The organism is Escherichia sp. E4742 (assembly GCF_005843885.1).
Classification (GTDB): Bacteria; Pseudomonadota; Gammaproteobacteria; order Enterobacterales; family Enterobacteriaceae; genus Escherichia.
Genome location: NZ_CP040443.1, coordinates 526014 through 538748 on the forward strand (window position 1 = coordinate 526014; position 12735 = coordinate 538748).

Annotated in this window: 11 protein-coding genes; all 11 read right to left on the reverse strand. The window is 50.3% G+C overall.

What is annotated here, in order from left to right:
• Positions 1 to 32 precede the first annotated feature (32 nt).
• The gene (locus tag FEM44_RS02530; protein WP_135521560.1) at positions 33 to 1001 is read right to left on the reverse strand and encodes a SinI family autotransporter-associated protein; all 969 of its coding nucleotides are present in this window, start codon (positions 999 to 1001) and stop codon (positions 33 to 35) included.
• A 55-nt stretch (positions 1002 to 1056) separates the two neighbouring features.
• Positions 1057 to 3237, reverse strand: a complete 2181-nt coding sequence (sinH, locus tag FEM44_RS02535; RefSeq protein WP_135521558.1) for an intimin-like inverse autotransporter SinH — start codon at positions 3235 to 3237, stop codon at positions 1057 to 1059.
• Between the two features lie 211 nt (positions 3238 to 3448).
• A complete protein-coding gene (locus FEM44_RS02540) occupies positions 3449 to 3664 on the reverse strand; it encodes a zinc ribbon domain-containing protein (RefSeq protein WP_135521556.1) in 216 nt (71 codons plus the stop codon).
• Between the two features lie 62 nt (positions 3665 to 3726).
• Complete coding sequence (gene der, locus FEM44_RS02545; protein ID WP_064526988.1) at positions 3727 to 5202, reverse strand: ribosome biogenesis GTPase Der; 1476 nt, start codon at positions 5200 to 5202, stop codon at positions 3727 to 3729.
• Positions 5203 to 5319: 117 nt separating this feature from the next.
• Entirely contained in the window at positions 5320 to 6498 is a 1179-nt protein-coding gene (bamB, locus tag FEM44_RS02550) for an outer membrane protein assembly factor BamB (protein ID WP_130214609.1), read from the reverse strand.
• 10 nt (positions 6499 to 6508) lie between these two features.
• On the reverse strand, positions 6509 to 7129 hold the full coding sequence (gene yfgM / locus FEM44_RS02555; protein WP_135521554.1) for an ancillary SecYEG translocon subunit YfgM: 621 nt from the start codon (positions 7127 to 7129) through the stop codon (positions 6509 to 6511).
• Between the two features lie 17 nt (positions 7130 to 7146).
• Complete coding sequence (gene hisS, locus FEM44_RS02560; protein ID WP_135521552.1) at positions 7147 to 8421, reverse strand: histidine--tRNA ligase; 1275 nt, start codon at positions 8419 to 8421, stop codon at positions 7147 to 7149.
• A gap of 110 nt (positions 8422 to 8531) precedes the next feature.
• A complete protein-coding gene (gene ispG / locus FEM44_RS02565; protein ID WP_135521550.1) occupies positions 8532 to 9650 on the reverse strand; it encodes a flavodoxin-dependent (E)-4-hydroxy-3-methylbut-2-enyl-diphosphate synthase in 1119 nt (372 codons plus the stop codon).
• A gap of 26 nt (positions 9651 to 9676) precedes the next feature.
• Positions 9677 to 10687 carry a cytoskeleton protein RodZ gene (gene rodZ, locus FEM44_RS02570; protein ID WP_135521548.1) on the reverse strand — a complete coding sequence of 337 codons (1011 nt, stop codon included), beginning with the start codon at positions 10685 to 10687 and terminating at the stop codon, positions 9677 to 9679.
• Between the two features lie 284 nt (positions 10688 to 10971).
• Positions 10972 to 12126 carry a bifunctional tRNA (adenosine(37)-C2)-methyltransferase TrmG/ribosomal RNA large subunit methyltransferase RlmN gene (locus FEM44_RS02575; protein WP_130207500.1) on the reverse strand — a complete coding sequence of 385 codons (1155 nt, stop codon included), beginning with the start codon at positions 12124 to 12126 and terminating at the stop codon, positions 10972 to 10974.
• A 149-nt stretch (positions 12127 to 12275) separates the two neighbouring features.
• Positions 12276 to 12707 (reverse strand): nucleoside-diphosphate kinase, encoded by a 432-nt coding sequence (gene ndk, locus FEM44_RS02580; RefSeq protein ID WP_000963837.1) that lies wholly within the window; start codon positions 12705 to 12707, stop codon positions 12276 to 12278.
• Positions 12708 to 12735: the final 28 nt, after the last annotated feature.

The following is a 12735-nucleotide window of genomic DNA, read 5'->3' on the forward strand; positions in this document are numbered from 1 at the left end:
CCATTCCCCTTCGGGAATGGTGTTTGTCGCTTTTATTTGCGTTGGTAATCGATGGACAGACCATAACCCTGGACACCATCGTTGCCGAGAGTAAGGTTGCCTGTGTAGTCGAATGCCGTTTTCGCATCGGCGTTGGTAACCGGAATAACCAGATCCTGGTTGTTCTGGCTTGGGTTGACAAGGCCACCAGCAGTTCCCAACTGAAGGCTGGTTCCCGTGAAGCGCCAGCGATAGTTGTACTGCGAAGTAACGTCTTCCCCCGCCTCGTAAGTGCCATCACCGTTACTGTCTTTCCACAGCAACACTTTATAGGTGGTGCCTGTTTTGAGTTTGGTGGCTGAGCCCAACAGGTTAGTGGTTGTATCGGCTTCGTAAATTACCACTTTGACTGCATCGTCAAATACCGGACCTTCAGGAATATCATCGCTATCTGAACCACCACCGGCATTTGTTGACAAGTCGTACAGTTCAAGAAGAGGTGCGACGTTGGGATCACCCGTCGTGGTCGTTGGCGTAATTTTTAAACCGATATAACGATCCGCATCAGCAGCCGCAATGGTATAGGAATCGCTCCCGACCGTACCGATAGGTTTAGGATCACCACCTTGCTGATCGCTATAACTCATCCATTGAACAGTGGCTTTTGTCGCTGTATTGTCAGTATCCAGGTCTCCCTGAGTATCACCGATTGCCCAGTTAACGTTCAATTTATCGCCAATATGGAACTGCTTATCTGCATCTCCAGTGGCAGTACGACCATTACGATCAATGGTAATCGTGACATGTGCTTTATCCGCTTCTGCCACCTCCGTTGAACTACGTGTGATCCACGGAACAGTCCCCTGAATTGTGCCCGTAGATTCCGATACAGATTGCCACTGACCCGCTCTAAGATTATTACGCGCCTGATCGTCCGCCATCGCTACCGGCACAGCACAATACCCTGCTAATGCCAGCGCCAACGCAACTTTAGTCAGACCTTTACTTTTACCCTGTTGCATAAACACTCTCCTTGGTTAAACTTCAGCGGCAGGCCGATCGGCCATAGCGCCGATCTTATCTTTGGCTATACACTACGCGTAGACCATACCCCTGTACGCCGTCGCCAACCTGGGCGCCAAATTTCTTTGCGGCATCCAGGTTTGTCGCTGGAATCGTTAAATCTTCATTTTGTGTATTTGCTTGCGCTCCGGTTTCACCATGCGCACTCTGGCCGGTAAATTCCCACTCATATTCGTATTGCGTCATCTCTTCATCGGTTAATTTTTCCGATTGTTGAAACACGCCGTCTTTATTTTTGTCGTGCCACAGCACGAAGCGATAGGAAGCATCCACCGGAATATGTTCATCGGTTTTCCCAATCAAATTATGGGGAGATGGATCATTGATGCGATAAATGAAAGCATTCACTGTGCCAACAGTGTCACCGAGGAAAGTAATATCAACATAGTTACTGTCATCGTAGGGGGCAGCTTTGGCCTTCCAGCGAAAAATTCCCGGCTGTGTACTGGAAAGTGTGACAGTCCCTTTTTCTTTATCCTGTTTGGCAATAAACACACAGGGAATATCTGTGGTACAGGGCTTATTAGCCAGCGTCACTTTTTGATCGTTCACGTCGAAAAGCTGTGGTGACAAGTTATCTTCTGGTAGGGCATTGCCATTACGATCAGTATCATCGCCGAAGCTATCAGTGATACTGAGATCCAGGACAACCCCATCAACACCATCAGCCTGTGCGCTGGCTTCGTGGCTATGATTATTTTCCTGCGGTTCGTCTGCAATATTGTTGACGATCAATTCGATTTTACGATCCTGTTGAACAGTAATCTCCACTACACCAGAGTTCTGCCGATTCCCTTTCCCATCTTCCAGCGCCAGCCGAACTCGCCAGGTATTCAGTTTCAATTGCTCCACCTGATCTGAGCTGTATTGCCATGCGGGAAGTATCAGATTCCAGTGATTATTATTGCCCTCGGTGATGGTGTTGGCTTTGACTACTGGCATCACCAGCGTACGGGCGGCATTATTTTTTGCCTGCCAGGAGGCGGCGACAATTTTGTAATGGTGGTTGATCAGCGCGTTGATGGTCCATTTACATTTTTCCAGGCCAATCGCTTCCTCTGGCGTGTCTTTAATCACACATTCCGGGTGCTCATTGGTGGCGTCCGCTTTAAGCCACAAGGTGACATCTAGTGGGTCTTTTTCTTTGTATTCCAGGACGATAAAGTTATTACGTTCGACGAAGTCATGGCGGCTGCCCATCAGCGAGTGAGCGACTTTGACGTTATCGCTATTCAGTTGATCTTTTAGCGGAACACCGAACTGATAGTTAATCGTGGCGTTAACACTAAGATCACTGTTATCTCCGGTACCTGCTTTATAGTCCGTCCCGACCGTCAGTAACGGAACAGGTTGATAGTTCACGCCGAGCGTCACTGCAAAGGGATCTTTTTCTAAATTATCGGTGCCGAAGAGCGCCACTTCATCACCATAATATTGCTCGAAAACAATTTTGCCCCCCAGCTGCGGATAAGAAGGTAACCAGGCTTCCGCCCGGACATCCCAGCCACGAGCAGGTCGTTCTAAATAGAAGTCGAAATCTTTTGAATCTTTCCAGTCAGAAAGCGGATGATAATAGTTACCGGAAAACTTTAAATAATCTGTCCAGGCTTCAGTGCCTAAACCTAAACGACGATGTCCACGAGTGAAATCATAATCATAAAATATATTTCCACCCAATAACCATTTATCAAAATTATGTCTAACGCCGAAGCCAATATTACCTATCGTGCGTTCTTCTTTACGCTGGGCGGATAACTGGCTGAAATAAACACTTTTTTGAGAATCATATAGAGGAACAAAATAGTCGATTGAACTGCCTTCCAGCGAGCCATCCTGACTAATAGAAAGCGTCGAGCGGACTTTACCGTATGGAGAAAGCGCGCCTTCAATATAAGACTGTGCAGATGAGGTGATTTGCCCTTGCAGATAGCTTCTGGCTTGAGATTCCAGAGCTTCTGGGGTCAGGTTCTCAAAACCCTGCTGGGCGGATTCGGTGACGTAGTTGGCACCACGCTCTTTAAGAGATTTACCTTTGTTATTTTGTTCTTCCTGTAAGGCAGCTTCGCTTCCCAAATCGGGTAATGATGATTCACTTTGCTTAACATTTATCTCTGGTGCCGCATAAGCAGCACCAGAGATAAAAATTAACATAAAATAGCGTATCCATCGCAACATGCCTTTTCCCTGTAAAAATTTTATAATATGAAATTAGCTTCAATATTGTATTTCAGATAGTTCAGAGATTGCACGCCAGAAATGCTAAATATATTCTTAAAGTTATAAGAACGAGAGTTTACTCACTCTAATTAAGAGTTAAGCTAATAGAAAATAGCTCGTGGTGTTTTTGTTGTGAATATATAAAATAAAAACATATATTCCCGTGATATTACGCAACGATAAATTCAACGCGTTTTTTTGAAATTAAACCGTGTCCATTCTGGCAGAAATAATCCACCGCGCCGCAGGCTTTTAATACCTGTAACGGTTGGTGACAGTCAGGGCAAAGCGCCTGAACAGTGAAATCTTTATCGCAAGTTGTGCAGTGAGCCGTCTCACCATTGCGTTCGAGAGGTTTTTGGCAGACTGGGCAGTTGAGTTCCATATTTCTTCCTCGCGATTGGTTGGGTTTCCCTTCCTGGATGGCAAGGGAAACCCAATAAGTAATTACTTACTTTTCTTAATATGCTTCATTAAGCGTTTACGTTTACGCATCTGAGTCGGCGTCAGGGTGTTTCGCTTGTTCGCATACGGGTTTTCCCCTTCCTTGAACTGAATACGAATCGGCGTACCCATCACGTCCAGAGATTTGCGGAAGTAGTTCATCAGGTAACGTTTGTACGAATCCGGCAGGTCTTTTACCTGGTTACCGTGAATCACCACAATCGGCGGGTTGTAACCACCGGCGTGGGCATATTTCAGCTTCACACGACGCCCGCGAACCAGCGGCGGCTGGTGATCTTCAACAGCCATGGTCATGATACGTGTCAGCATAGACGTACCTACACGACGAGTGGAACTGTCATACGCTTCACGCACTGATTCAAACAGGTTACCAACACCACTGCCGTGCAATGCAGAGATAAAGTGCACGCGAGCAAAATCAATAAAGCCCAGACGGAAGTCCAGCGTCTCTTTCACCTGCTCTTTCACTTCCTGGCTCAGGCCATCCCACTTGTTCACCACAATCACAAGTGAGCGCCCACTATTGAGAATAAAGCCCAGCAGGGAGAGATCCTGATCGGAAATACCTTCGCGCGCATCAATCACCAGCATCACCACGTTGGCATCTTCAATTGCCTGCAACGTTTTGATTACTGAGAACTTCTCTACCGCATCGGTGATTTTTCCGCGTTTACGTACGCCTGCGGTGTCAATGAGTACATACTCACGTCCGTCACGTTCCATTGGAATGTAGATACTGTCACGCGTTGTGCCTGGCATGTCGTAAACCACAACGCGTTCTTCACCGAGAATACGGTTAGTGAGCGTAGACTTACCGACGTTCGGACGACCAACAATCGCCAGTTTGATCGGCAGACTTTGCGGATCGAAGTCGTCTTCCTCTTCTTCTTCCTCGCCGTTCTCTTGCGCTTCAAATTGCGCCCAGTATTCAGCGTCTTCGTCGACTTCTTCTTGCGGCGCGATATCTTCCATCCACGGCAGCAGCACGTGCTCCAGCAGACTTAATACGCCACGACCATGCGAAGCGGCAATTGGGTAGATTTCACCTAAACCGAGTGAATAAAAATCAACGATTGCTTGATCTGGGTCCAGTCCATCGGTCTTGTTCGCCACCAGGAAGGTTGGCTTTTCGCGGGAACGCAGATGTTTGGCAATGGCTTCATCCGCAGGCATCAGACCCGCGCGCGCATCCACCATAAACAGCACTACATCCGCCTCTTCAATCGCCAGCAGCGACTGTTCCGCCATGCGGGTTTCAACACCGTCTTCCGTACCGTCAATACCGCCGGTATCAATACAGATAAACTCGCGGCCTTCAATTTCTGCACGACCGTACTTACGGTCACGAGTCAGACCCGGGAAATCCGCAACCAGCGCATCTCGGGTGCGAGTTAGACGGTTAAATAACGTGGATTTTCCTACGTTAGGGCGCCCGACAAGCGCGACCACAGGTACCATGTTTAAAGCCTCATTTTTATAAATCATCAGACAACGATCGCTTTTTTTGCGTCGTTGTTAAAAACAGGAAAACGGCCCCTGTCCAGGAGCCGTTTTCAAAGTGAACGACAGAGACGATTAACGTGTAATGGAGTACACGGTCCCGTCTTTTGCCTGGATCAGCAGTTTGCCATCAGCGGCAACCGGGTCAGTCTGGAAACCGGAGCTATCAACTTTTTGTTGGGCAACGAAACGTCCATCTTCCACATTAATCCAGTGCAGATAGCCTTCACTGTCACCCACCACCAGGTTGCCATTATACAGCACCGGAGAAGTCAGCAGGCGATGCAACAGATCGCTTTGCGTCCACAGCGTAACGCCGCCATCAATGGTCAACGCCATCACCCGGTCATTTTGATCGACCAGATAGATGCGGTTGCCATCGACGATGAAATCATTCACCGAACCCAGTTCGCGTTTCCACATAATCTGACCGCTGCGCAGATCAAGCGCCGTCAGGTTACCATTATAGGCCAGTGCAAAAACAACGCCGTTAATGATTACTGGGGTTGTGTCAACATCGCTCAGACGGTCGATTTCAGTAGAGCCGGTCGCCTGGGAGATGCGCTGTTGCCAAATCATCTGACCCTGTTGCATCAGTACTGCGCTGACGCGGCCATTATCACCACCAACGACTGCTGCGCCAAACGCTGTGGCTGGCGCAGATTCGCCACGCAAAGAGAGCGAAGGCATATCGAGGTTAACTGTCCATTTAACAGCACCGTCTGCTTCGTTCAGCGCTTGTAACTGACCATTACTGGTGTGGATAAGTACCAGACCATCACTAACCACCGGGCGAGAAAGTGCTTCGCCTGCGACTTTAGTTTGCCATGCTACAGTACCATCGCTGGTATTCAGCGCGTAAACCTGCGCCTTTTCGCTGCCAATGTAAACGTGACCACCTGCTACGGTCACGCCGCCAGAAAGCAATGCTGGCTCTTTAGACAACCAGCCATCTTTCTCGGCCAGACTGACAGACCAGATTTCTTTACCGTCATCCGCATTCATCGCTTTTACTAAACCAGCGCGGTCCGCTGCATAGACAACGTTGTCCGCCAGTGCCGGATGAAGATTAGAATAGAAGTTGCCAATGCCGCTACCAACAGAGGTGCTCCACGCCGTGGTCGGCGTAAACTGGTTTTCAACGGTCGGCAATGGGGACATCTTTACCACATCTTCTTCGCTGTTAAACAGCGAACAGCCGCTTAAAAGAGTAACGGAAAGCAGTCCTGGCAGCAGTAATTTACGCAATTGCATCGGGTCCCTCTCAGATGGACAAATTATTAATTTTCATCTGCATCATTTCGCTCAGTGCCGGGGTAGCATCGCTTTTCACGCCTGCTTCCCATGCACTACGCGCACCTTGCTTATCACCTTTGCTCAGCAATGCTTCACCACGCAGATCGGCAACAATAGCAGCCCACCCTTCACCTTTAATGGTTTCAAGGGTTTTCAGCGCGGCATCAGCCTGCTTGAGCTGCACCTGAACTCGTGCAAGACGCAGATTTATCACGGCTTTGAGATTTTCATCGCTCGTGTCCGCCAACCCTTGTTGCAATTGGGCGGCAGCTTTCTCTAGTTCATTTTTGTCAACAAATTGCTGCGCAAGTTCCAAAGAAGCCAGCGCGCCATAAGTATTTTTATTTTCAGCAGCGAATTTTTCCGCCGCCGGAATGCTGTCTGGTTTGCCTTCGCTCACTGCGGTAACCGCATTTTGATAAGCAAGAGAAGTGGATCGTGAGGACTCAACCTGATGGCTGTTCCAGTAGCGCCAGCCAATCAGTGCGCCAACGCCTAAAATCACCCCAACAGCCAGTGCTTTGCCATTTTCAGCAAAAAAGCGTTTAACCGCTTCAACCTGGTCGTTTTCGTTCTCGTAAATTTCCACGCTGTCCTTCTCCTTCCTTAACCCAGTAACGTGCGCAAATGCGCGGCTACGCTATCCTGCGCAACTGCCATTTGCTCACCAGAGCGCAAATCCTTCACTACTGCCGTGCCGTTGGCCACTTCGGACTCACCCAGCACCACAGCAACGCGTGCGCCCCATTTATCAGCACGGGCAAACTGTTTCTTAAAGTTGCCGCCGCCGTGGTTGGTCATCAATTTCACACCCGGTAATTCATCACGCAGACGCTCAGCTAATGCCAGCGCCGCAGATTGCGTATCGGCGCCTGAAGCCACCAGGTATATATCGATAACGGGATCGGCTTTAAATTCCGGATTAACTGCCTGAACTAACAACACAAGACGTTCGAGGCCCATCGCAAAACCTACTGCCGGTGTTGCACGGCCACCCAGCTGTTCCACCAGACCGTCATAACGACCGCCTGCGCACACGGTTCCCTGGGAACCGAGGCTGTTAGTCACCCATTCGAAAACGGTACGATTGTAGTAATCCAGACCACGCACCAAACGCTGGTTGACGGTGTAGGCAATACCTGCGCTCTCCAGCAGTTTGCACAGACCAGCAAAATGCTCGCGAGACTCCTCGTCAAGATAATCGCCTAACGCCGGAGCGTCATTGAGTAACGCCTGCACTTCCGGATTTTTGGAATCCAGCACGCGCAGCGGGTTGGTGTACATGCGGCGTTTGCAGTCTTCGTCCAGCTTTTCTTTATGCTGTTCGAGGAATGCCACCAACGCATCGCGATAGTTCGCTCGCGCTTCCAGTGAACCGATTGAGTTCAACTCGAGGGTAACGTGTTCAGAGATACCCAGCGCACGCCACCAGCGGGCGGTGAGCATGATCAGTTCGGCATCAATATCCGGACCCTGCAGACCGAAGACTTCACAACCTAGCTGATGGAATTGACGATAACGGCCTTTTTGCGGACGCTCATGGCGGAACATCGGCCCGATATACCACAGACGCTGTTCCTGATTGTACAGAAGACCATGCTCGATGCCGGCGCGTACACAGCCCGCCGTCCCTTCAGGGCGCAAAGTCAGGCTGTCGCCATTGCGATCCTCAAAGGTATACATCTCTTTTTCAACCACGTCGGTGACTTCACCAATCGCACGTTTGAATAGCGGGGTCTGCTCTACAATCGGCAAGCGGATTTCACTGTAACCGTAGCTGCCGAGCACGTTTTTCAGTGTGCCTTCAATGCGCTGCCAAATGGCAGTTTCGCCAGGCAGGTAATCGTTCATGCCGCGAATGGCTTGAATGTTTTTTGCCACGTTTATTCTCTTTCTGAATATAAAAATGAACCCTCAACGCTTCCGTCAATGTTTCGGGAGCTATGCGGGTTCAATCATACACGGGAAGCGAGGCGCTTCCCATCACGTTATTATTTTTCAACCTGCTGAACGTCAATTCGACGCGCTTCGTCCAGTTGACTGGCTTTCGCGCGAATGCGCGCTTCCAGCTGATCGATCATGTCATTGTTGTCCAGACGGTCTTTACGCACGCCGTCTTCATAAAGGCCGCTTTTCTTGTTGCCGCCCGTGACGCCGAGTGTAGAAACCAGTGCCTCGCCAGGGCCATTCACCACGCAACCAATGATCGAAACGTCCATTGGGGTAATGATATCTTCCAGGCGCTGCTCAAGTGCATTAACCGTACCAATGACGTCAAACTCCTGACGAGAACAGGTCGGGCAGGCGATGAAGTTGATCCCGCGCGAACGGATTCGCAGCGATTTCAGGATATCGAAACCGACTTTGATCTCTTCAACCGGATCGGCAGCCAGCGAAACGCGCAGCGTGTCACCAATGCCTTCAGACAGCAACAGACCTAAACCGATGGCAGATTTCACCGCCCCGCTGCGCGCGCCACCGGCTTCGGTGATCCCAAGATGCAGCGGCTGATCGAGCTGTTTTGCCAGCAGACGATAAGATTCTACTGCCAGGAAAACGTCTGACGCTTTGACACTGACTTTAAACTGATCGAAGTTCAGACGATCAAGATGATCAACATGGCGCATGGCGGACTCAAGCAACGCCTGCGGCGTCGGTTCGCCATACTTTTCTTGCAGATCTTTTTCCAGCGATCCCGCGTTAACGCCAATACGGATCGGAATGTTTTTATCGCGCGCGCAGTCAACCACCATGCGAATGCGTTCTTCATTACCAATATTGCCAGGGTTAATGCGCAGACAGTCGACGCCGTATTCCGCCACTTTCAGCGCAATGCGATAGTCAAAGTGGATGTCGGCCACCAGCGGTACGTTAACCTGCTGTTTGATGAGTTTGAACGCTTCTGCCGCGTCCATCGTCGGTACTGAAACACGGACGATATCGGCACCAACACGTTCCAGCGCCTTGATTTGATTGACCGTCGCTTCGACGTCCGTCGTGCGCGTATTAGTCATGGACTGTACGGCGATGGGTGCACCATCGCCAATCGGCACATTCCCAACGTAAATACGTGTTGATTTTCTACGTTGAATTGGAGCCTGGTTATGCATGCAAAATCTCCCGCGTTACCCGTCTGTTACTGCGCCGGTGATTGTTCGGCATTGAGGGTCAGACGCGCAACCTGGTTAGTTCTGATAAAACGACTCAGATCGACAGGTTTCCCTTGATACTGGATCTGTACTGCGGCTGGCGCACCAATTTTCAGTTTATACGGTGCCTGGCCGGTTAAATTCAAATTACCGTCTTTACGCTGCATCCCGCTGAACAGTTTTTTACCGGTAGCATCGGTGACTTCCAGCCAGCAATCGGCAGTAAAGTTCATCACCAGTGCATTCGGGTCAGCCGCCGGCGTGGTCACACCAGCCTGATCGGTTGGCAGTGGTGCCGCGTCATTTGGCGTCGTTGCAGTTGGCGCGGTCGTAGCAGCGGTATCCACATTCGCCTGCGATGGCGGAACAACCGCGTTCTGCTGTGGTTCAACAGCAGGGGCTGGCGTGGTCACGTCTGACGTTTGCGTGTTTGCAGCGGTAGTATCCGCAGGTGCTGACGTCGTGGTGGAGTCACTCTGACTTGCGTTTGAGGAGGTATCTAACGGCACGCTCTGCGCCTGGCCGCTATTACCGTTCAGTTCCGCTGTGGTCTGATCGGCCATAGTCGTGATCTCTTCCTGCTGGGCTTTGTGATCTTGCCACCACCAGGCACCGCTCAGTCCAATCACCACAAATAACACCAGCCAGGTGAAGGTCATCAGCCAGCCATCGCGTTTTTTACGTCGCTTGCCGAGAGAGAAACTCTGCATGGGCGCAACTTTTGCGGCCCGTAACGGAGCCTGTTTTTCCAGCCCCGGCAGCAGTTCTTCTTCCGGAATATGCACCAGTCGTGCATAAGACCGGATATACCCGCGCAGGAATGTTGATGCAAGGTCGGCTGGCGCCTTATCTTCTTCAATATCGCGTACCGTGGAAACCTTCAGACAAAGTCGTTCGGCAACGGCTTGCTGGCTAAGTCCAAGTTGTTCGCGGGCATTACGCAAGCGAGCGCCGGTAGTAAGTGCTTCATTTTGGTCGTGCGTGGCTTCAGTATTCATTCGCTGCAGGTACGTTTAAATGAGAATTGAGATGCCGGTGAGTCATCATACTCACCCACACCGCGAGACATCCATTAAGTTAACCTTTATCATACAGTATAAGACTGTCTGTGTGCTCATGACAAAGCCCACATGAATCAAAGCTAACTCACTGTTGCATCGTTACATACTGCCTTAAAGTCAGCAAAAACGCACCGTTAATATTGATCAGACAATTGCAACTTAATGCTATATTCATAAAAGATTACGCCACGGTACAAAAAGTAACCGTGGCGCAAGAGACATCAAACCGTTTTCACGTCGATGGCTTCTCCCTGCATTCGTTTGCGCAGGGTACGTTTAGTACGGTCGATAACCTCGCCCGCTAATTGCCCGCAGGCTGCGTCGATATCATCCCCACGCGTTTTACGCACGATGGTTGTGAACCCATAGCTCATCAACACTTTTGAGAAGCGATCGATACGACTGTTCGAACTGCGGCCATACGGCGCGCCCGGGAACGGGTTCCACGGAATCAGGTTGATCTTACACGGCGTATCTTTCAGCAGCTCCGCCAGTTGATGCGCGTGCTCAGTACCGTCGTTAACATGGTCAAGCATCACGTATTCAATGGTGACGCGGCCCTGATTGGCATTGGACTTTTCCAGATAGCGGCGTACTGCAGCGAGGAAAGTTTCGATATTGTACTTTTTGTTGATCGGTACAATTTCGTCACGAATTTCGTCGTTCGGCGCATGCAGAGAGATAGCCAGCGCAACGTCAATCATATCGCCCAGTTTATCCAGTGCCGGAACAACACCCGATGTAGAGAGCGTCACGCGACGTTTAGACAAGCCAAAGCCAAAGTCGTCGAGCATGATTTCCATCGCCGGAACGACATTGTTCAGGTTGAGCAGCGGTTCGCCCATGCCCATCATCACTACGTTAGTGATCGGGCGCTGACCGGTGACTTTTGCTGCGCCGACGATTTTCGCCGCACGCCACACCTGGCCGATAATTTCCGACACCCGCAGGTTACGGTTGAAACCTTGCTGGGCAGTGGAACAAAATTTACACTCCAGCGCACAGCCGACCTGCGAGGAGACGCAAAGTGTGGCGCGGTCGTCTTCCGGAATGTACACCGTTTCAACGCGCTGATCGCCCACGGCAATTGCCCATTTAATGGTGCCGTCAGATGAACGCTGTTCTTCAACCACTTCCGGTGCGCGGATTTCCGCCACCTCTTTCAGCTTGCCGCGCAACACTTTGTTGATGTCGGTCATCTCATCAAAGTTGTCGCAGCAATAGTGATACATCCACTTCATCACCTGATCGGCGCGGAAGGGTTTTTCACCTAAATCTTTAAAAAACTCCCGCATCTGCTGACGGTTGAGATCCAGCAGGTTGATTTTTCCATCTTTTGTGGTGACGTTTTCAGGTGTGACTAATTGTTCAGACATATGCTATTCCGGCCTCGTTATTACACGTTATGGCCCCTGGAGGGTTGAAAAAAGAAACGCCCCGGTGAGCTGCTGCTCGTCCGGGGGCGCTGCATTGTACAAATTCTGGCGCATGGATGCCACGTTTGCACGCGGCATTTACGAAAATATTAACGTGTGCGCGGACACACTTCGCCTTCGCCAAAGAAGTAGGCGATTTCGCGAGCGGCAGATTCTACGGAATCAGAACCGTGGGTACCGTTTTCGGTCAAGCTGTCAGCATAATCAGCACGCAGAGTACCGGCCAGTGCGTTTGCCGGGTTGGTCGCGCCCAGCAGATCGCGGTGACGCTGAACGGCGTTTTCACCTTCCAGTACGGAAACCACGATCGGGCCAGAGGTCATGAACTCAACCAGACCATCAAAGAACGGTTTTCCATCGTGTTCAGCATAAAAGCCACGAGCCTGTTCAACGGTCAGGTGCAGCATTTTGGTGCCGACAATTTTGAATCCAGCAGCTTCAAAGCGAGCAAAGATATTACCAATAACGTTTTTTGCTACCGCGTTCGGTTTGATGATGGAAAAAGTACGTTCAATAGCCATTTTTACCTCTGTAAATTATTCTGTTGTT